18 protein-coding genes are annotated in these 20971 nt (G+C 43.7%); 6 read left to right on the top strand and 12 right to left on the bottom strand.

Annotation, left to right across the window (positions count from 1 at the left end; genetic code table 11):
* Positions 1-54 precede the first annotated feature (54 nt).
* Both LX99_RS17645 and LX99_RS17640 read left to right on the top strand, forming a co-directional pair.
* Positions 55-945, top strand: coding sequence for a helix-turn-helix domain-containing protein (locus LX99_RS17645; RefSeq protein WP_109609074.1), 891 nt, complete (start codon positions 55-57; stop codon positions 943-945).
* 367 nt (positions 946-1312) lie between these two features.
* Positions 1313-2368 carry an alpha/beta hydrolase gene (locus LX99_RS17640; RefSeq protein ID WP_109609073.1) on the top strand — a complete coding sequence of 352 codons (1056 nt, stop codon included), beginning with the start codon at positions 1313-1315 and terminating at the stop codon, positions 2366-2368.
* A gap of 164 nt (positions 2369-2532) precedes the next feature.
* On the opposite strand, the gene LX99_RS17635 is transcribed toward LX99_RS17640, so the two are convergent.
* The 6 genes from LX99_RS17635 to LX99_RS17610 all read right to left on the bottom strand — a co-directional run bounded on the left by LX99_RS17635 (position 2533) and on the right by LX99_RS17610 (position 8934).
* The gene (locus tag LX99_RS17635) at positions 2533-3726 is read right to left on the bottom strand and encodes a glycosyltransferase family 4 protein (protein ID WP_109609072.1); all 1194 of its coding nucleotides are present in this window, start codon (positions 3724-3726) and stop codon (positions 2533-2535) included.
* A gap of 57 nt (positions 3727-3783) precedes the next feature.
* A complete protein-coding gene (locus tag LX99_RS17630) occupies positions 3784-4380 on the bottom strand; it encodes a ribonuclease HII (RefSeq protein ID WP_109609071.1) in 597 nt (198 codons plus the stop codon).
* Between the two features lie 155 nt (positions 4381-4535).
* Positions 4536-5774, bottom strand: a complete 1239-nt coding sequence (locus tag LX99_RS17625; protein ID WP_109609070.1) for a PP2C family protein-serine/threonine phosphatase — start codon at positions 5772-5774, stop codon at positions 4536-4538.
* Positions 5775-5915: 141 nt separating this feature from the next.
* Positions 5916-7046, bottom strand: coding sequence for a glycosyltransferase (locus tag LX99_RS17620; protein ID WP_109609069.1), 1131 nt, complete (start codon positions 7044-7046; stop codon positions 5916-5918).
* Positions 7030-8004, bottom strand: coding sequence for a lysylphosphatidylglycerol synthase domain-containing protein (locus tag LX99_RS17615; RefSeq protein WP_109609068.1), 975 nt, complete (start codon positions 8002-8004; stop codon positions 7030-7032). Before LX99_RS17615 ends, LX99_RS17620 begins: the two co-directional genes overlap by 17 nt.
* 81 nt (positions 8005-8085) lie before the next feature.
* Complete coding sequence (locus LX99_RS17610) at positions 8086-8934, bottom strand: dienelactone hydrolase family protein (RefSeq protein WP_109609067.1); 849 nt, start codon at positions 8932-8934, stop codon at positions 8086-8088.
* A 252-nt stretch (positions 8935-9186) separates the two neighbouring features.
* Between LX99_RS17610 and LX99_RS17605 the strand changes: the two genes are divergently transcribed.
* Positions 9187-10392, top strand: a complete 1206-nt coding sequence (locus tag LX99_RS17605) for a sensor histidine kinase (protein ID WP_109609066.1) — start codon at positions 9187-9189, stop codon at positions 10390-10392.
* A 168-nt stretch (positions 10393-10560) separates the two neighbouring features.
* On the opposite strand, the gene LX99_RS17600 is transcribed toward LX99_RS17605, so the two are convergent.
* Together LX99_RS17600 and LX99_RS17595 are read right to left on the bottom strand one after the other, a co-directional pair.
* Positions 10561-10941: an RNA recognition motif domain-containing protein gene (locus tag LX99_RS17600; protein WP_022832787.1), complete on the bottom strand. Its 381-nt coding sequence runs from the start codon at positions 10939-10941 to the stop codon at positions 10561-10563.
* Positions 10942-11363: 422 nt separating this feature from the next.
* The gene (locus LX99_RS17595) at positions 11364-11816 is read right to left on the bottom strand and encodes a 3-oxoacyl-ACP synthase (protein ID WP_109609065.1); all 453 of its coding nucleotides are present in this window, start codon (positions 11814-11816) and stop codon (positions 11364-11366) included.
* Between the two features lie 97 nt (positions 11817-11913).
* Between LX99_RS17595 and LX99_RS17590 the strand changes: the two genes are divergently transcribed.
* Positions 11914-12810, top strand: a complete 897-nt coding sequence (locus LX99_RS17590) for a hypothetical protein (RefSeq protein ID WP_109609064.1) — start codon at positions 11914-11916, stop codon at positions 12808-12810.
* Between the two features lie 245 nt (positions 12811-13055).
* On the opposite strand, the gene LX99_RS17585 is transcribed toward LX99_RS17590, so the two are convergent.
* The 4 genes from LX99_RS17585 to LX99_RS17570 all read right to left on the bottom strand — a co-directional run bounded on the left by LX99_RS17585 (position 13056) and on the right by LX99_RS17570 (position 17685).
* The gene (locus LX99_RS17585) at positions 13056-13883 is read right to left on the bottom strand and encodes an alpha/beta hydrolase (protein ID WP_211319048.1); all 828 of its coding nucleotides are present in this window, start codon (positions 13881-13883) and stop codon (positions 13056-13058) included.
* 604 nt (positions 13884-14487) lie between these two features.
* Complete coding sequence (locus tag LX99_RS17580; RefSeq protein WP_109609063.1) at positions 14488-15135, bottom strand: gluconate 2-dehydrogenase subunit 3 family protein; 648 nt, start codon at positions 15133-15135, stop codon at positions 14488-14490.
* Between the two features lie 20 nt (positions 15136-15155).
* Positions 15156-16892, bottom strand: coding sequence for a GMC family oxidoreductase (locus LX99_RS17575; RefSeq protein ID WP_109609062.1), 1737 nt, complete (start codon positions 16890-16892; stop codon positions 15156-15158).
* Between the two features lie 133 nt (positions 16893-17025).
* Entirely contained in the window at positions 17026-17685 is a 660-nt protein-coding gene (locus LX99_RS17570) for a 3-keto-disaccharide hydrolase (protein WP_211319047.1), read from the bottom strand.
* A gap of 618 nt (positions 17686-18303) precedes the next feature.
* On the opposite strand from LX99_RS17570, the gene LX99_RS17565 reads away from it, so the two are divergent.
* Together LX99_RS17565 and LX99_RS17560 are read left to right on the top strand one after the other, a co-directional pair.
* The gene (locus LX99_RS17565) at positions 18304-19353 is read left to right on the top strand and encodes a phospholipase A (RefSeq protein ID WP_170122738.1); all 1050 of its coding nucleotides are present in this window, start codon (positions 18304-18306) and stop codon (positions 19351-19353) included.
* 304 nt (positions 19354-19657) lie between these two features.
* Positions 19658-20839 (top strand): IS4 family transposase, encoded by a 1182-nt coding sequence (locus LX99_RS17560; protein ID WP_170122737.1) that lies wholly within the window; start codon positions 19658-19660, stop codon positions 20837-20839.
* Positions 20840-20971: the final 132 nt, after the last annotated feature.

The following is a 20971-nucleotide window of genomic DNA, read 5'->3' as shown; positions in this document are numbered from 1 at the left end:
ATTTTTTCTTGGTATCTTTGTGGCTTACCTGCATAGTTAAAATATTTAAGCGTGATGGCCGGCTTCAAACAATTCTCTTTTAAAAAATTCGGGTACCTGGATTTTGAACATGATTATAACGCGCAAATACAGAAAACAGATTACTCCGAGTTTATCCAGATCCTGTTTATAAAAGCAGGCGGCCACACGGTTATCGATTTTAAGGCATACGATTTAAAGCAGGACGCGCTCTTTTTTATCAATCCCGGTCAGTTTCATAAAATTGAAGATACCTGTGTAGGCACCATGCTTTATTATAACCGCGATTTTTATTGCGTGGAACTACATGATAAAGAAGTAGCCTGCGATGGGATCCTTTTTCATAATGTGTATGATATCCCGGTGGTGATGATGAATGAGCGGTATTCGGAGGTGATGCAGCGGTCAATAGGCGAGATAAAAGCAGAGATTGATGCCAGCGACAGCAACCTGGAAGAAATGCTGAGGATCCTGCTAAAACAGATCATCATCCGTTCCACCCGCATCTGGAAACAGGAACACCATGTTACCACCGAAGAGGCCCGGCAGGAGGTAGAGTTTTCGCGTAGTTTCAGCCAGATGGTGGAATGGAATTATACCAAACTCCACACCGTTGCCGACTATGCCGATATGCTCAACATCACCCCCAAGGCGCTTAATAAACGCATTACCCGCTACAGTAAAACCACCCCTAACGATATTATTAAAAACCGCATTATACTTGAAGCCAAACGTTTGCTGGTGCATACGCAGCTAAGCGTAAAAGAGATAGCATACAAATTAGGGTATGATGACCCCTCGTACTTTATCAGGCTGTTTAGCAGGCAGGCGGAAACATCACCCCAAAATTTCAGGGTACAGTATGCGCCAGGGCGCCCCCGGCCCCCTGAAGGGCATAGCCGTCAAGTTAAGGAATCAAGCTTTTAAAATCCCCTCTTGAGAGGGGCGCGCGACGGGAAAGCGCGGGGGCGGGGTGTGTTATGCAAGCGATAAACCTCGCACAGAATAATACACCCCTCCACCCCTCTCAAGAGGGGATTCGCACAATCCACCGCTTTTTGCCTAAGTTGACGGCTATGCCCTGAAGTGGGAGCGGGTAGTTTAGGTTACCCGTTGCAGTATACTATCGATCTTGCTTATAACCTTGTTCATCTTACTCCCCCCTTATGGGGCTGGGGGGCGCCGCCGGGGCAAAATGTCCTGTTCGTGTCTACATTCGTGCATTGAGTAGCCTTTGTTAGCGCCCTACCTTTGTTGTGTACAATAAGAGATCAAAAACTTAATACATAACAAAATGAAAACTCCATCAATAACCAACAAAATTGCAAGCGTAATATTAACCTTAAGTTTAGGTACAGCAGCTTCAGCACAAACCGTGCAACCCATCAATCCAGCACAAGACCCACATATCGAAAGCAACGTTAAGGCGTTTTTAAATGTGCTTAACTCCGGCAACGGCAAACCTCTTGAACAATTATCACCTAAAGATGCCCGCGCCGTACTTACCGGCGCCCAGGAATCGGTAAAGTTTGATTACAGCGACATCACCGTTACCGAAAAAACCATTACCGAAGATGGTCAGCAAATAAAACTGGATATTGTTAAACCGGCCAATGCTAAAGGCGTGTTGCCTGTATTCATGTTCTTTCATGGTGGCGGCTGGGTTTTAGGCGATTTCCCTACCCACAAACGTTTAGTTAGGGATTTGGTAGTTAACTCCGGTGCTGCTGCCGTATTTGTAAACTACCCCCCATCGCCCGAAGCGCATTACCCGGTAGCCATTAACCAGGCTTACAGCGCTACCAAATGGGTTGCTGCCCACGGTGCCGAAATTAATGTAGACGGCAAACGCCTGGCCGTGGCCGGTAACAGCGTTGGCGGTAACATGGCCGCTGTAGTAGCCCTGATGGCTAAAGACAAAAAAGGCCCCGAAATTAAATTACAGGTACTGTTATGGCCGGTAACCGATGCTAACTTTGAAACAGAATCATACAACCAGTTTGCTACCGGCAGGTTCCTGACTAAAAATATGATGAAATGGTTTTGGGATAATTACACTACCAACCCCGACGAACGTAAACAGATTTACGCTTCGCCGCTGCAGGCCACAACAGATCAGTTAAAAGGTTTGCCAACAGCCGTAGTTGAAACTGCCGAAAACGACGTGTTGCGTGATGAAGGCGAAGCCTACGCCCGCAAGCTGGACGAAGCCGGTGTTAAAGTAACCGCCATTCGTTATAACGGTATGATTCACGATTGGGGTTTGTTAAACCCGCTGGCTACCGTACCCGGCACCCAATCAGCCATGTTACAGGCAGCCGCCGAGATCAAAAAAGCGCTGGCGAAATAAGCTGAACATTGATAAACACCTGATTTGAGTATCTTAAAGATAAACAGCTGCTCTGCTACAAGAGTAAAACCCGGATTGGGAAGCGATTTTCCGATCCGGGTTTTTAATTTAAATGGCAGGTAATTAGCCAGGTATATAAAATCTTAATCGGGCAAATTAAAGCTTTATTGCCTGTAAAATTCAACAAGCTTTGGTGCAATTACATTTACATCATGCTGTTGTTCAATAAGTTTTCGGGCGTTAATGCCAATGCCTCTACAAAAATCTTCGTCGCTTATACAACGCGCTATCGCATCATAAAACTCCTGCCTGTTATTGGCAATCAGGATGTTGGTGCCGTTGGTGTAATCAATGCCCTCGGCACCTAATGAAGTGGAGATGATGCATTTTTCCATCGCCATACCTTCAACAATTTTTACGCGCATGCCGCCGCTTGATAACAAGGGCACTATCATAATCGCCTTGCTGTTCACAAACTCCGAAGCATCGTCAACCTCGCCCTGGATAAAAATTTTGCCCAATACTTCATAATCGTCAAAACTATCGGGGATATTATGCCCGGCAACATAAAATTTTACGCGCAGGTCGCCATCGGTAAGGTCTTTGTGAAAATTATCTATAAACCATTCTATGCCTTCGCGGTTGGGCATCCAATCTAAAGAACCGAGGAAAAACAAACTCGGGAATTCGGTTTTGCTGTAATCCGGCTTATAATCATCAAGCGCAATACCTACCGGAAAAATCTCAACCGGGATATTGATGCCGTATGATGCCAGCGTTTTTTTATCTTCAGCTGTAAAAACTGCTATAGCGTCAAATTTATTAAGTTCCTGTAATTCATAATCCTTCACTCTCCGGGCCAGCAATTGCAGGTACCATTTTTTAAACAGATCGCTTTTTTGCTGGGCCAGGCGCATCCATACCTGGTGTTCAATATTGTGCGACCGGTAAATCATCCTGGCCCTGGTATGCTTACGCAACGATGCAAAGTAAGGGGTAACATATAAACCCTCAAACTGGATTACGTCATATTCGGTTTGCCTTACCTCACGGATCAGTAGTTTTTCAAACTCCGTGTCAAAATACCTGTCAACATGGCTCGCTTTTCGGCTAAACAGGCCTTTGAATGCGTCAAATACCGATACATTGATATTGATGTTGTAGGATGTGTATTGTATTTTTTGCTGCAGATCATCTTCGGCGCTTTGTGCGCTGCCATAGTATCTTTTACCGTTCAGGGCAACCAGCGATACCTCATGCCCAAGCGCTATTAATCCCTTAATGGTATTGCATACCACAATGGCATAGCCGCCATTTTGCGGAAATGGAACACGATGTGTTAGAATAAGGATCTTCAAGGAGTGGATGGGTTTTAAACAAAAATACCATCCTTAGGGTGGTATTCAAAGCCTCATTTAAAAAATACTTAACTGCGGGTCGCTCACCCTGAAGGTGCGGCGGTGATAGGGGGTGTAACCAATTTTCATCACCGTTTCGCGGTGTTTTATGGTTGGATAGCCTTTGTTGGTATGCCAATCATACTCAGGGTGTTCTATGGCTATTCGGGTCATAAAATCGTCCCGGTAGGTTTTTGCCAGGATGGATGCCGCGGCAATACTGAAATATTTTCCGTCGCCCTTAATAATACACTCATGAGGGGTATTGCGGTATTTTTTAAAGCGGTTGCCATCTATTATCAAAAACTGCGGCTCCAGATGCAGCTTTTCAATTGCCCGGTGCATGGCAAGGAAAGATGCGTTAAGGATATTGATCTCGTCAATCTCGAAATTATCAACGGAGGCTACCGCCCAGGCAACGGCCCTTTCTTCAATCTCGGTACGGAGCTGGTACCTTACTTCTTCGGTAAGCTGCTTGGAATCATTAAGCAGGTGGTGGTCAAAATCGGGGGGCAAAATTACGGCCGCGGCAAATACCGGTCCGGCAAGGCACCCTCTTCCCGCTTCATCACAACCTGCTTCTAAAAATTCATATTGATACCTTGCTGATAACATTTTACAAATATAATATTGTTGTGAACGATGATACAGATTAAATTTTACACCAATTACTTCCCGGCGATGTAAGATTAAGAAGCGTTACACGAATTTTAATGGAAGAAACCGCTCTTTTGTGTAATTCGTTTCACTTTGAAAGATCCGTGTAAAAATTAAAAGATCTTCAGGGTAAGCAGGGTGATATCATCTATGGGTTTACTTTTATGTACCGAACCGAGGTAATCCATTAATGCCTGGTTAAAGTGATCAGGCGATAGCTCGCCATGGGCCAAAACAAAATCCAGCAGTTTATCTTCATTCCATACCCGCGTATTGGGCGATTCAAAATCCATTAGGCCATCGGTGTAATTAAATATCAGGCTACCCGGCTCTACATCAACTTCGCCTTCATTTAAAAAGGGAAGTTCTTCAAAAGCCCCTATCATGGTGGTGCCCAGTTTTAGCGGAATAGCTCCGCCCTCCGAATATAGTATGGTTGGGTTATGGCCGGCGTTAATGTAGTTAAGCCTCCGGTTTTTTTGGTTATACCGGGCCAGGAACAGGGTAATAAAGCGCTCGCCTTTGGTATTGTTGAGCACTATTTTATTGAGCCTGTCAATAATATTGGTCAAATCATTTTCTACAGCGGCCCAGGCATGCAGACTGGCCTGGAAGTTGGCCATTAACAATGCCGCGGAAACGCCCTTGCCTGATACATCCGCTATACACCATAAAAATTCGTGCTCGTTAATGCGGATAAAGTCAAAATAATCTCCACCTATGTTTTGATGGGGCAGGTACCTGGCGCCAATTTCAACGCTTTCATCTTTATGCTCGCGCATGGGGATCAGCATGTTCTGTACCTCAACGGCCAGTTCCATTTCACGCTGAAAACGTTCGGACTGCAATCGTTCGCGGAAAAGTTTTTTATTTTCAAGCGCTACAACAATCACGTTCATCAGCGTTTGAATAAAGTTCAGATCGTTGTTAAGCATCTCGCCCGAGGTATTAAAATCGCCGATGAGGGCGTAGGCAAGGGCCTTGCTTTTATGATAAATTGGGATAAAGTAATTGTAGCGCTTTAAAACCGGGTCGGTATGGTCAGATATACCCACGGGGGTTTTAAACTTATTCATTTTACGGCATGCCCGGCTTAATACCATGGCCGATTCAACATCACCGCCGTACTTGGCTATACAGGCAAATTTTCCGTCTTTTTCAATTAAAAACCTGAGCTTGCCCACCTGCAGGTAATTTTGCAGGATAACCTCAAGCATCTGGATAAGAATGGGCGTTGACGTATTTTTATTGATAGCCCGGGTAATTTCCAATAAAGAGTTTAACTCCGACTGCCGTTTAAGCAGCAGCCTGATCAGTTCGTCTTCGCCCGAGCCGTCTTCAAGATTAGCCATGTTTTATATTAGTCCGCTGACTAAAATAGAAGAAATAATTTTTAAATGCGAGTACTTTCTGATTTTATGTAGAGTGCGGTACGCAGGCCGGCGGCAACAAGGCTAAACGTGCAGCATGATAGTGGAAAAAACCATGGACACTTACTTCACCATTCTGCCCTTCCAGGCGTATTTTTTATTTTTTCCCAAAAATCCAATGATAATAAAATAGATAATGTTAGCCGGCAGGGTAAAGCTTACATACCAAAGCAGTTCCCTGCGCTTTAAAAAGTTCATGATAGGGGTCATGTACACCAGATCAATAATATATTTTACGCCAATGGTAATCAAAAACAGCTTAAGGAAGTAAAAATTAAAGATCCCGAGTACGGCGGTAAGCAGTAGCATAAAGTTGCACAGCCACACGCTTAGCGCGAAGGCTACCATACGTTTATCCTTGTATTTGGTTGATTTTGATGCCCAGCGGCGTCTTTGCTGCATAAACTCTTTAAGGTTTGGCTTGGCATGGGTATAAACAATAGCTTCACGCCTTTTTAAAAAGCCAATCCGCCCCGGATATTTTACGGCCACTTTATGCAAAAGTAACTCATCATCGCCCGAGGCCAGCTCATCAATGCCGGTAAAGCCCCCCACCTCGTAAAATACATCTTTGCGGTAGGCAAAATTGGCGCCGTTACAGGTGGCGGCGAAACCGTTGGTCATGAATGCGCCCCCCATGCCTATCAGTGATGAAAAATCGAGCGTTTGCATCCGCTCAAAAACCGATTTTTCCTGGAAATAGGTTACCGGCGATGAGATCATCACCAGGTTGTTTTGTTCGTAAAACCCAACCACGGTGCTTATCCATGAGGTACCCATACGGCAATCGGCATCGGTAGCCATTAAAAAATCGCCGGTTGATAGTTTGATGGCCTCTGCAATGGCTTTCTTTTTATAGGAGTTTAATGCCTCACCCAGCTGAAGTTGCAGTAGTTTAACACCCTGATCTGCGTAGCTTTTAACAATAGCGGCTGTATTGTCGGTAGAATGATCATCTACTATAATAATTTCAACAAGGTGCCTGGGGTAATCCTGCGCCAGCAGATCGCCTATTGTTTTGCCGATGTTTTCCTCTTCATTGCGGGCGGCTATCAATACGGTAACCCTGGTAGTAAACGAGGGGCTTGCCACCGGTCCGGTAGTAGCCCTTGCCCAGCCTATCCGCAAATAGATAAGCAGAACCACATATAAACCGATAGAAAATACTGAAAGAAAACTAATAAGCGCGATCAAAGAATTTGAGTTTTAAAACGAAAAATGAACCTAAAATAGCAGGAATAAATAAATTAATAAGCCATATTGATGATACGCCTGCAATTACCGCGATATTTTGATCGGTAATGTAAACAAAAAGGTGCGAGGCCGTAAAACCCCGTACGCCTATATCAAAAAGATCTAATGATGGTATGGCCGATGATACCAGGAAAAATAACATCAGCATCATGAGCATTTCAAATACCGGCATGGTTGGTACCAGCATCCTGAACACCAAAAAATATTGAAACGAAAAGGTGGCATAGCGTGCTACACTGAACCCCATGATCTTGATCAGCTCGTGGGTATGGTACCGGCTCATCACCTCAAAAAAACGGTGATATTTTTTAATAAAAGGAATTTTATCAAAAAAGCTAACCACCCAGTTGATGTGGAAATAGAATATCACCTGTATAGCCACTATCACAGCGCAAAGCCCTGTTACGCCCCAAGCCAGGGTTAAATTGCTGTGGATATAGCTAAATACAAACCAAACCATGGCAATTACGCCCAAAACATTAGTTACCGTTCCCTGGCTAAACGAACCTACACCCATGGCAAACACCCCCGGAACACGTTTGCGGGGCGGCAAAAACATCACACGGCCGCCATATTCTCCCAGTCGGTTTGGCGTGGTAACCGCCCAGGTAAGCCCGCAAAAAACGGCTTCGATAGCTTCCCATAAACTAATATTGATAAGGGCTTTGGTTACATAGCGCCATTTCAGGGCTTCTAAAAACCAGTTTAAAAACATCAGCAAAACAACCATCGCCATAGTAACAACAACCTGTGCTGGGTTTATATGCGATGCGAAATACTCAAACTGCTTTAAATCGTTATTTTTTTTAGTGAACTGGTGGTAGATGAACCAACCGGCCACAATTAAAATACCGGCTTTTAAAAGGTAGGAGACTATCTTTTTGGTAGAAGGTGTCAAACAGCTAAATTTTATGCAATGTTACAAAAAAATGGGGCAAGGTTTTTCCTGCCCCATATAACGCTGCATAAGTGCTTTTGTTTATTTTAAGTGTGCTTTTAAAAAAGCAAGCGTATTGGCGTATGCGTCTTTTGTTGCATCGCTGTTATAAACAGGGTTGCTGGGGTTGGCAAAACCGTGGTCGGCATCATATTGATGTACGGTAAGGCTTTTCCCGGCGGCCTTCATGTCGGCTTCAAATTTGGTTACCACTTTAGTGTTTATCCATTGGTCTTTATTGGCAAAGTTGCCCAGTACATCGGTGTTAAGGGTTTTTAGTTTGGCTACATCCTGCTCGGGCATACCATAGTACATTACACAGCCCGCGGCTTTTTTACCGGCAAGTAACGTGGTTTGCAGGCTCCATCCGCCGCCAAAGCACCAGCCAATGGTGGCTATGCGGGCTTTTGTACCTGCAAAAGCTATAGCCCCGGCAACAATGGCCCGCGCACGGTCTTCATTAACGGCCTGCATTAATTTGCCTGCATCTTCACGGGTGGTTGCTACCTTGCCATCGTATAAGTCGAGGTCGATGATGTTGACGTTGCCAAGGTCGTTATATAATTTTTCTGATTCTTTTTTTACATAATCGTTAAGGCCCCACCATTCATGTATTACAAACAGGTAATTGTTGGTAGGCTTTTTGGCTTTCATAAAAAAAGCAGTCGCCTCTTTTCCGTCGGGTGTTTTGTAGGTAAGGGGCGCCCCTATGCTGCTTTGAAAACGGATAGGCTTAGGGTTTTTGTGCGACATTTTAAAAGCCGGATTTGAAGCCAGCATAGCAAACTGTTGTGTTGCCGAAGATGGGTTGCTGCAGCAAACTACTTTGCGCTGCGCGAAGGTTATGGCGCTAAAGCCTAAAAACAAGGTTAGTAAAATCAGTTTTTTCATGAGGTTCAATTTATTACGAATTTATTTAAAATTACCGGTGTCAACAAATTACAGTTAATCACATCCGTGAGATCGCTTTTTAACCTGTTACAGAAATCACCGGTATATATATATATCCTGAAAAATTTTCACACGAATAGTTACGGATTATCAAATGAAATAATGGTTAATTTTAAAACAATCATTACGCGCTTCCTGAAACTTTAAAGGATGATATTTCGTTTATATATACCCAAATAAACCATATATATTATGCCAATCCCCCCTCTTCCTGAAAATGAAATGGACAGGCTTTTGTCGCTTTCGGCTTTTGATATTGATTTCACCGAACAAAAGGATTGCTTTAAAGACCTGGCCAAATTGGCCGCTAAGGTTGCCGGTACCGAGATTTCGCTGGTTAACCTGATCGATTCGTTTACCCAGTGGAGCATCAGCGGGCACGGCTTGGAAATTGAACAAATGCCCCGCGAAGATTCTGTTTGCCAGTATACCATTATTAACGACGAATTTTTTGAGGTTGAGGATTTGCGTAATGACGAGCGTTTTAAAGATAAGTTTTACGTAACCGAAGAACCTAAGCTGAGGTACTATTATGGCATCCCGCTAAAAACAAAGGATAACCATCATATAGGAGCGTTGTGTGTACTGGATAAGAATGTAAGGGAACTTTCGCCCGAAAAAGTTGAATTGTTGAAAATTATTGCCAACGAAATTGTTAGCCGGTTAAACGATCTTAAAGTGATCGATAACCTAAAAACCAAGCTTTTAGAAGTACGCGAAACACAGAAGAAAGTCGCACACGATATTAGGGGGCCACTGAGCGGCATCATTGGGCTGGCGCAGCTTATTGCCGAGCAGGGGGAAGGCAACCAGATAGATGAGGTGCTGGAATTTATGCAGCTGATCAACAAAAGCGGCCGGTCCATACTCGATCTGGCCGACGAGATATTAAGCGCTGATAAAAAGGAACATACAGCCGCGGCAACCAACAATGAGTTTACCCTGCTGGTATTTAAAGATAAACTCGAACGCTTATTTATACCTCAGGCCCGTAATAAAGGCGTTCGGCTTACGGTGAGTACCTCGGCAGCTTCAGAGCAGATCCCTCTTTCAAAAAACAAACTGCTGCAGATCAGTGGTAACCTTATTTCAAACGCTATCAAATTTACGCCGCCGGGCGGGCATGTAGCGGTCGAGTTAAACCTTGAAGTAGGCGAAGCCTATAACACGCTCCAAATTAAGGTAAAGGACACCGGTACCGGTATTGACGAAAAAGGGATCAGCGAAATTTTAAAAGGCGATGCCAAATCAACAGAAGGAACGGCGAAGGAGGCCGGTTTCGGTTTCGGCCTTGCGTTGGTAAAACATCTTATTGATACTTTAAACGGCTCGATGAATATCTACTCAAAACCCAATGAAGGTTCGATATTTGAAGTAAGGTTACCTCAAATACAATAATAGTATACACAAAACGCTTCAGAAAAAATTATTTTTTGAAAATAACGGGCAAGCCCGGTACAGGTAAGCCCGATTTAAATGATTGTTTTTCTGAAAAAGGTAGATGCAAACGTACGTTCAAATTAAAATACCGATCTGTATGAACCGGTATTTTAATCCGATTATATTTTACCAGCTTTTGCCGCCGCCGCCACGGTTATCACGTGAATAACCGCCGCCGCCGCCACGGTTGCCGCCGCCGTAACCACCGCCACCGCGATTGCCACCGCCGTAACCGCCGCCGCTGCTTCTGCGATCGCCGCCTGGTTTTTTCTCTTCTGCCTGGCTTACTGCAATTGATCTTCCTTTAACTTCAGAACCATTCAGGCCGCTGATTGCTTGTTGAGCAGCCTCATCATCTTCCATTTCAATGAATCCGAAACCTTTACTTCTTCCTGATTCCCTGTCAATAATAATTTTTACTGAATTAACTTCACCATAAGCTTCGAAAAGCTGTTTTAAATCGGCTTCCCCTAAAGAAAAAGGAAGACTTCCTACGAATATGTTCATTAATATTTAGTTTTTAATGGGTACGCTTTGTTAGTTACCCACGTTTTGTTATCATCAAATATAGTAATAGATATTTGATGATTACTGCATGTTTGTGTGAATGAATACTTTTATTTTTAAAAAAGGTTAATTTTTTTTGATATTAATGAAAAATAGGGCATGAGGTAATCATATATTACAAAATCATAAATTATTTGTTTTAAAAATATGATGCTTTTGTAAAAAAGCCTGAATTAGGCGTTCGCGGTTTAATCATTTCATTATCAAAACGCCGTCTGCATATGCAATATGCACGCCCGGTTGTTAAATCGCTTTATCCGTTTAAACAAAGCGAAAAAATTCAAGATAAACCGGTTTCAATAGCCATACAACTATCCGAACCGATAGGTTGATCAATGTGCAAAGCGTATAAATTACAAAAATCAGATCACCGATTCTACCCGGTAGGTTTTACCATTTAATGTAAACGTTTCGCCTGCTTTTTTACCACGAAGCATATTGCCAACGGGTGATGCCGGAGATACCGCGAAATAGCTTTTGCCATTCAATACAAGGCTGCCCGCGCTTATAGCCAGGTAAAAGTTGCCATTGTTGGTTAAAACTATACTGCCCGGTTCGGCTGCGACTGATATGCCCGTTACGCTAATCCTGTTTAAGGCAACCAATAGTTTATTGGCCTCGTTAAGCTGCGCCATATTACGGTCGGTTTCCTGCTGCATCATTTCGCGGCTTGTTTCATACTTATCGCCGGCGCTGCTTTTGGTATCATCGGTTGACGCTTTCTGTGCATCATTTATGGCATCCTGTGCCGCCTGCATGCTTTTGTGCACGTAGTTAACACATAGCAGGTGTAATTCTTTTTTCAGATCGCTCATTTACGATATTAAACAAAAAGCTAAAGTAGGGGGATTTTTTTAAACAAAACCCCTTAATGGTTTTATCTTTAGTTTGTTTTAATATCAAAAGTAAAATATGGCCATCGACGGCGTGAAAATTATTGACAGCGATTTAGCACATGATACCTACTGGGGCTTTATGGATTTATACGATAGTCAAATAGATTTTGAGTTCATTGAACATCAATTTCCACTAAGGGAGTTTGATGATTTTGACGAGGTTGATAACGAAATTTATGTGACTGTCTGCGCGCATGCTTATTGGGAAACCGGAATGCTAACACCCGAAAAGTTGTTATTAGTAAAAGCTGTTATAGAAAAGGGAGCGGGGGTAGCGCTTTGGGCAGAAAATAGTGATAAAGAAGGCAAGGCGCGCAAGCGAGAATTGGAAAACTTTTGGAAAAAGATTTCGCAGAAAAATCTTAAAATACGCCGACCTAAAACCTATCGAAAAATAACAAACCTCCATTTTCAGCCAGATACAGCATTGGCATTCCAGCTTGCAAACGGTAGTTACCGGGCTATTATTTGCATTGACGTAATTCAGCACCGGGGAAGATGCAATTATGCGTTTGCAAGAACAACTTATAACGACTCTCGCAAACCAACCGTGGCCGACATTCTTGAAATTGATGTAATTGGCCGAAGAATGGGTACCGGATATGATCAACAGAAAACAAGAGAAATGCAGCCGGGTGTAGAAAAGGTATGGAGTTTTGAATATGAGGGCGGAAATTGCAACTACTTTTTTGGTATCGCTCAATTTATAATAGAACATAAGAAACTTCTCCTTTTTACCGGAAAGTTTCAAAACATAGGCTCGTTAAAAATAATATCCGGTTTAAAAATGGCAGGGTCAACAAGTGTGATATCATGCTTTGAAGAGATGGAAAATGAATTTGCTGACCAGGAAAAAAACATTAAAATATTTGGCGAAAAAAAGTACCCCGTGAAAATACTATACGAGGATTAGTTAAAATAAAAGCCCCCTTGCACTCGCTGCTTGGGGGCTTTAAACCTAAACCTTATCACTATTTTGCAGGTGTTACCTACAAAGTAGATTAACGCAGGCATTACTGGTAATGGTATATTGACCTTGTCAAAACTGACAGAATAATGATAATCGCATATCGGTGCTCCTATAGGTTGTTCAAAGCAATTTTAAATGCGTTGTGATTTAACAGCATTTGTAATGAGCAAAGCTGTTATTGTAAAACATTACAACTTACCTGCAAAAAACTTAAGTGTTGACAGGATATGCTTACCCCAGTACGACCACTCGTGCACGCCGGGGTTTTCTTCATAAATATGCGGGATCTTTTCTTTTTCCAGCTTTTTATGCAGATCGCGGTTATAGTTGATAAGCAAATCGTTGATGCCGCAATCAAACCTCACCGGGGGTAACTGATCCCGGTATTTTTTAAATGTGGCCAGCACATCTTCATCATCCACTACATCCTGTGCGTAAACTTTCAAAGGCTCACCTGCAAAAAGTTTTATTTGCGGAAGACTGGTAATTGACGAAAGGCCGGCAATTGCCCTGAACTTATACCCGTATTTGGCGCCTATTCGTAATGCTCCAAAGCCGCCCATAGATGCACCCGCTATAAACAGGGGCGAATCGGGCCTGGCACCTGCGATATTTTCAACCACGGCCATTTGCACATCTTCGGCTATCCATTTTTCAAAATTAAGGCCGCTGTGCGGTAAATAACCTGAGCCATCGCCCCAAAGCCCGTCGGATGGCATAGCCAGGATCATTTTGGGCAGTTCGCCCTTTTCTATAAGTTCATGAACTTTAATATGCACCCCGGCGCCCATGGCCCAGCTCCAGGCGCTGCCGTATGCACCGTGCAGCAGTATTACTATAGGTAAAATTTCGGTTTTGCTTACGCCCCGCGGCACGTAAACGCAAATATCTCCGCGGCCTTTCAGGTTAATGGTTTTAACTGTAATAAAACGTAAATTGTTGCTTTCGAATTGGGGATTTGATATCTCGGTAGTTCTAAATGGCATGGGGGGCGTAACAGTTGTAAACAATGCCATGTTTCGCTCCCGGGTACGCATGTATTGTTAACGGCTTTATCAATTTTTAAAATATTTAAGGGTACTGCATTGTATCAACACAAGTGCTCCCTGCCGTGTAACTGTATTATTTTCGCAGCATATTTGCAGGCAACTTAGTAAAGCTATTGCCCGCTATTAACCCGGAATATAATCCACTATCGCATCCGGCATGTTAGCCACTTATGATTTTTTTCTGCGCAAGGCAATTTAAAACCATCAGCTTCCGGGTTTGCATTTTATACAGGCAGATGCATTTTTTTTGAACAAGATGACACGATCACACTTGATTTGGCTACACCCTGAATAGCAAAAATAACTTAACCGTAAACGTTAAAAGTTTACTAAATTGTCCAAAAAATGGTATATATTATCCCTTCGGCGCGCTTTTCGTCGTGTGTTTGGGTTAATATTTAGCTAAGACAGGGCTCGTTTTACCTGATGTGGTTTTAAACAACCCACTTGCTCCCGGTTTGTAAAACGTTTTCCGGCAGGCAGAGACAAGAAGAGTTAACACCAAAAGGAGCTTAATACTCCTTTTGGTGTCAGGATATTCGCCCTCGTAGGAGGCGATACTAAAATGGGTTTACATTGAAGCGGATGCTTTCACATTTTCCATACCGTAATGTTTCAGAACATCCTCAGGAACGCCTGTCCATTTACCTGGTTGGTTACCTGCAAAGCCCAGGTCTTTAACTCCCATTTCGCTGGTGAAAAAGCCCGACGCGGTTAAATCGCGCATACGATTAAAAAATGCCACACCCTGCGCCATTTCCGGTTTAGCTTTGTTAGGATAGGCAATCATATCAACCAGTTGCAGCTGCTGATCTTTAGTACAATCGGTAAACGGTTTACCGAAGCGGTTAAGGCATTGCAGATCTAACCAGCGCAAGCCGCCGCGCATCGGTGTTTGATGGTCCGGCATATCTTTTACAATAAACTCGATAAAATCGGGCACTTTGGCGTCAGACGCGCTGCCAGATTTTTCATCTTTAGGGATGATGATATCGGCCAGTACGGTTATGGTTGCCATTTCGGCGGCGGTGAAAAATTTGTCGGCATGCAGTTTTTTGTCGCGCTCAACTTCAAAGGGCTGGCGGCCAACCTCGTCGCCAGCGGCGGCTGTGGTTGTTTCTTCCGCGCCTTTTTTGGTATCGGTTTTACAGGCCTCCAATAATAATCCTGCCGATAGTGTGGTAAAGCCTAATGCTTTAAGGGAATCACGTCTGTTCATGATATGTTATGGATTGCTTGTTAAACGTTTAATTTTTTTCTTTCCTGGATGATGTATTCCGCGGTACGCATAGATAGGGCAAGGATGGTCCATGTAGCATTTTTATCGCCTTGTTGTACAAAAGGGGCGGCATCTACCACAAACAGGTTTTTACAATCATGTGCCTGGCAATATTTGTTCAGGGCCGATTTTTTAGGATCGTTACCCATACGGATGGTTCCTACCTCATGAATAATTTTGCCCGGGGCCTCTAAGCCGTAGTTGGTTTCGGGGCCTTGCGGCGGACCATAAATGGCGCCGCCCATATTGTGCATAATTTCCTGGAAGGTTTCCTGCATGTGTTTGGCCTGTTTAATTTCTTCAGGCGCCCATTTGTAGTGGAAACGCAATACCGGGATCCCGTATTTATCAACTACGTTCGGATCGATCTCGCAATAGTTATCATAACGCGCAATGGCGGTACCTCGGCCGGCCATGCCGAACTGCGTACCGTAAAAACGACGGTAATCATCTTTCAGCGAAGCGCCATAACCACCGGCCTCCTTCATTTTACCATCACGACCGGGAACAACACCGTTCATGTTCTGGATGCCGCCGCCAAAACCGTATGAGGGCATATGTAAGCCACCACCGTATTCGATGTGATAGCCGCGCGGGAAATCCAGTTTTTTATTATCCAGCCACCATGGCGAGTAGATGTGCACACTGCCTACGCCATCTTCATTATAACGTTTGCGATCCATTAATTGCGGCAGGAAACCGCCTGCGCTTGAGCCCGTAGAATCGTGCAGGTAATGCCCAACCACACCGCTGCTATTGGCAAGCCCGCCCGGATGGGCTTCTGATTTTGAGTTTAATAGGATCCTGGCCGATTCGCCCGCGCTTGCGCCCAGTACAACTACTTTGGCGTTTACCTGGTACTCCTGCAGGTCTTCTTTATTCACATAAGACACGCCGGTAGCGATACCTTCCTTGTTGGTGATGATCTCGCGCACCATGGCATTGGTGATCACCTTGAGGTTGCCGGTTTTAATGGCCGGGATAACCAGACATGACGAAGCCGAAAAATCGCCGTAAACTTTACAGCTCCGGCCGCATTGCCCGCAGAAAAAACATGCGCCGCGGTCTTTATTGCCCGGCAAAGCCTCGGTTAATACCGAACCGCGGCCCGGGATAATTTTTACACCGGCTTTTTGCGCGCCCTGTACAATGTACAGTTCGTTAAGCCTTGGTTTAGGTGGAGGGAGGAAGATCCCGTCCGGCTCGTTTTCTAAATTCTCTTTGGTGCCGTAAACGCCAATCATACGGTCAACCTTATCGTAATAAGGTTTAACATCGTCGTAAGTGATTGGCCAGTCATCAGTAAGGCCATCTTTTGCCTGGAAATCTTTAGGCCCCATCCTTAACGAGATCCGGCCCCAGTGATTGGTGCGACCGCCCAGCATACGGGAGCGGAACCAGAAAAACTCGGTGTTGTCTTTGGTGGTGTACGGCTCACCATCAATTTGCCAGCCACCAAAAGCAGCATCAAAATCGCCAAACGGACGGGTAGTACCTGCGCCGCGGCGAGGTGATTCCCAGGGCCATTTTAATTGCTGTGAATCTTTAGCCGGGTCAAAATAAGCACCGGCTTCAAGCATTAAAACCTTAATGCCGGCATTGGCGAGTACGTAACCGGCCATACCGCCGCCCGCGCCCGAACCAACAATAACCACATCATAAGTGGTTGATGATTTTTTAATTTGCAGATCGCTCATATTGTATCAAAAGTATCTTCTTTGTGTTGGGAGGAGATATTATTGCACATACCTTTCGGCATGTTTAAACATAATTTAAGTTAGGGTAAATATATTAAACAGGACGCTATTACACACCCTGTTTATCAAATTATTAAAGTTGTTTCAGTTTAATTTTACGGTAACTAACCAGGTGCCCGTGATCCTGCAAGGCGATGTGCCCTTTAGGGTATTGGGCAAAGCCTTTCCAGTTTTTGAATTTGCTGTCGGCCAATGCCTTGTTCCACTCATCGCTACCAATTTTTACATCAACTATCTGCGTTCCGTTGAGCCAGAAAGTAAGCTGTCCGTCTTTTTTGCGCAGCTTTACCTTGTTCCATTCGCCGGCCGGTTTGCACACATCTTTTGACGGGGCTATCATATCATATAAGGAGCCGGCAAGGTGGTTCGCTTTTTTATTGTCATCAGCATCTTTGTTATCCAGTACCTGCATTTCCATGCCGGTTAGGTAAGTAGCGCCAAATTGAGGGTCTTCATGTACGCTGAAAATGATGCCGCTGTTACCTTCCTTAGTAATATTCCACTCCAGGGTAAGTTCATAGTTTTCATATTCGCCGTCGGTAACCAGGTCGCCATGGCCTTGCGCGGCAGGGTCAAGCTGCAGGGCGCCGTCAACAACTTTCCAGCCGGTAACCTCTTGTTTTAAATAGGTGTGCCAGCCTTTGGTGGTTTTACCATCAAACAGTTTGGTTTGTGCAGATACCGACAGGCAAAAGGCTGGAATGGCCATCAGGCCAAGCATCATCTTTTTCATAAGTTATAATTGTTAAATGCAGGCAGGGCTACCATGCATAAGTTTGGTTGGTTTAAACAGCCCCGCTTTGGTTTCATTATTTTAGTTTATTTTTTCAGGTAAAGTAGGGATTACCAGCAAGCCGGTAGTTTTGGTAGCGGCAGTTGATAAAACGTTTTATTTACAATTATAAATAAAAGCCCACTTAGTTTTGGTTAAATATATTGGCATTTTTTCATTGCTAAAACGATTATCGCAAAAATAAATTGTCATCCGGTTAAATTCCAGGTAAAAGCTTGGTTACAATAGATAATTTGGGGTAAGGAGTGGTTGCTTTCGGAAAATATTGGGTTGTTAAAAAGCTGGGGAGGTGCGATTCGCTTCTTGAGAGGGCGGGGGGGGTGTTATACGACGTGCGGTTTATCGCTTGTATACCCCCTGCTACCGCACTTTCCACCGCTCTCAAGAGGGGATTTTTTAGCACCCCATACATTTACTTAACCCTGACACATTCCTGATTGAACAAAAACTTATAATAAGTAATATTGCGCCGTTGTTGTTAACAGTGTTTTAACATAGCGAATTGAAATACAAACAGTTCTATTTCAGGCATTATCGGTAAAAATAATACGCAATACATTGATCAATTTTACTTCAGTAAAACCGGCTTTCGCCAAGCCTGTTTTATCCCGTCGTTTAGCTGCTGCCGCACTTAAAGTAATTTGCGCAGTACTCCTTTTTGTTTTGGCTGATGGATTTTCGGCCTCAGCAGGCATTCGTTATAATACCCCGGCAGACACCTCTTCAGACAGCGCGTTAATAAAGAAGCGCCTTGTTAACCAGGCATTCGGTCATATTTATGAACAAAACCTGCGCGTCTCCGAGGGCGGTAATGATTACTTCAACAAAATTAAAACGCAGCTCACTGCCGATCTGGCGCCGAACTTCGTTTTGTTCAATACGCCCAAATCGCCGTTGTATGCGGTGTTTACGGCAAGGGTAAAAATCCGTTTGCTGTCATCACAGGGCGCGCCGGTAAAATCGCCAAGCTTTATGCCCGGCTTAACCTTTTATTACAGGCTTAACGCGGATACTTACAAGCCGCAGTTTTTGTCGTTAGGTTATTCGCACCACTCCAACGGTGTGCGTGGCCCGTCGCTCAACCCGGATGGCAGCTTTAACCGCGACAGCGGCAAATTCACCACCAACTTTTACACCCTTACTTTTTACAACGGCAAGCGCATTGATAAAAAAGACCTGATCATTCAGCGATATGACAATTTGGGCTTAGAAGTTCATGCCGGTTTGTTTAACCTCGGCTTATCCGAAGGTTTGAAAGATCATTACGGCTTTATCCGCATTAACGGTAGCCGCATGTACAACTTTGCCAAAGCAGAGGTTGACCCTACCGATAAAACCAAAAAGGTTTACCAAAACTGGCAGCGCATCCGTTTCGACTTCACTTACATTGCCGACAAGTACGATGATTATTCGCATTTTAATCTAAAAAAGCGACTGAACGTGAGTTTGAGATACTATTACCAGTTTCCGTTTATGCCGGATGCCGCGCTTACGGTTGGCGGTGGTTATCGCGGCCAGGATGATTATAACCAGTTTTTTGAGGATAGTTATGCTTATATGACTATTGGCTTTGCTACAAGTTTGAGCTTTAATGCACATAAGCGTTAAACAAATCTCAATATAAAAAAACACGCAAACGCTCGGCTGGAGCCCATAGCCGTTAACTTAAGGATTTTTGTATTGAAGTGAATTTGAAAAGAGCATAAAGCGAGGCTTCGCCGTTGGGCAAAACCGATTAGATTTTCCCATATTTGTATAGTTTAAATATTTATTGAAAAGGCGGTTTGTTTCGAGGCAAGACCGCCTTTTCTTATATAAATATAACATTTTTTTTAAAAACAATGTGCTTTGCTAAGGAAAAGCACCTTTTATTTTTGATAAAAGTAAGTTTATTTCAGATGATTCGGATACATTGAACAGTTCCATCTGCGCCGTTATTAAGACCGATAAGATCGCAGAATTCGCCCACCGTAGCGGTTTTTGTCGCCGTAGTTCCAAACTTAAGCCGGAAGCATTTATTGATACGCTTGTATTCAACAGCATTGATCACCAGCTTAGCCTCCAGGATTGTTGCGATGACCTGATAAAGCAAAATGATAAGCCATTGAGCAAGGTCGGTCTTCATAAGCGGTTCAACGAAAGTAGTGTTGAATTTATGAAGCTTGTTTTAGCAGAGCAAATGGCTACCAAATTAGTTATCTACAATCACGATATATGGCAACCATTCTCGCGGGTACTGATTACCGACTCCTGTAAATTCTGCCTACCCGATGAATACAAGGAAAGTTATCCGGGTTACGGAGGAGCGGTTTCCAATCCGTTAATGAACATACAATATTCATTTGACCTCAAAAATGGAGATTGGGAGAATCTGGAGTTAACCAAAGCAACAAAAAACGATCAAAGTTATTCGAAGAAAACAGCAGGCCGCATAGCCAAAGATGATCTCCATATCCGGGACCTGGGTTATGTTACAATGGCTTATTTAAGAGGGGTTGCCGAGAGCAAAGCGTTTTTTCTAAACAGACTGCAACCGAAATGGAAACCCGTTGATAAGGCCACAGGCAAAGTGATTGACTGGTCGTTACTTTATGAGCGTATGCAGGCAAATAAACAGGTATGCTTTGAAACTGAAATCATACTTGACAAGGGTAAAAACGCGCTTGAATGCCGCCTGATCGTGGTACCAGTCGCGGAGCAAATTTCGGCGGAGCGGATAAGGAAAGCACAAAAGCAGGCAAAGAGCCGGGGGAGGGAACTTTCAGAAGAATACAAAGAACGCTGCCGTTTCAGTGTATTCATTACTAATGTAGATCAGGCTATCTTTAAATCAACAGATGTGATTGAGCTTTATCGTCTCAGATGGCAAATTGAACTAATCTTTAAAAGTTGGAAATCGCTGTTAAACCTCCGCCGGGTAAAACCTGTAAAAAAAGAACGGTTTGAGTGCATGCTACTTGCAAAGTTCATCTGGATATTAATCAACTGGAAAATCTTCCGATGTCTTGATGCCGCTATTAAAAAGAGAACAGAGAATATGCCTGCTCTCATTGGAAGTTCTTTAAACAAGCCAAACTATCGGCATACTCATTAAGAGCAGTAATGAACTATAACATCACCTTTGAAGCCTGGCTGGAGTTGTCTATCTTCCCAATTATAAAAAGTCTGCTTATTGAACCTAAGAAAGGTAAAAAAGCAAGCTTTTGTATCGTCTATGATGTATTTA

The organism is Mucilaginibacter oryzae (genome assembly GCF_003148845.1).
Lineage (GTDB): Bacteria > Bacteroidota > Bacteroidia > Sphingobacteriales > Sphingobacteriaceae > Mucilaginibacter > Mucilaginibacter oryzae.
The sequence above is the reverse complement of the archived record's forward strand: the minus strand, read 5'-3'. Positions and strand labels throughout refer to the sequence as shown.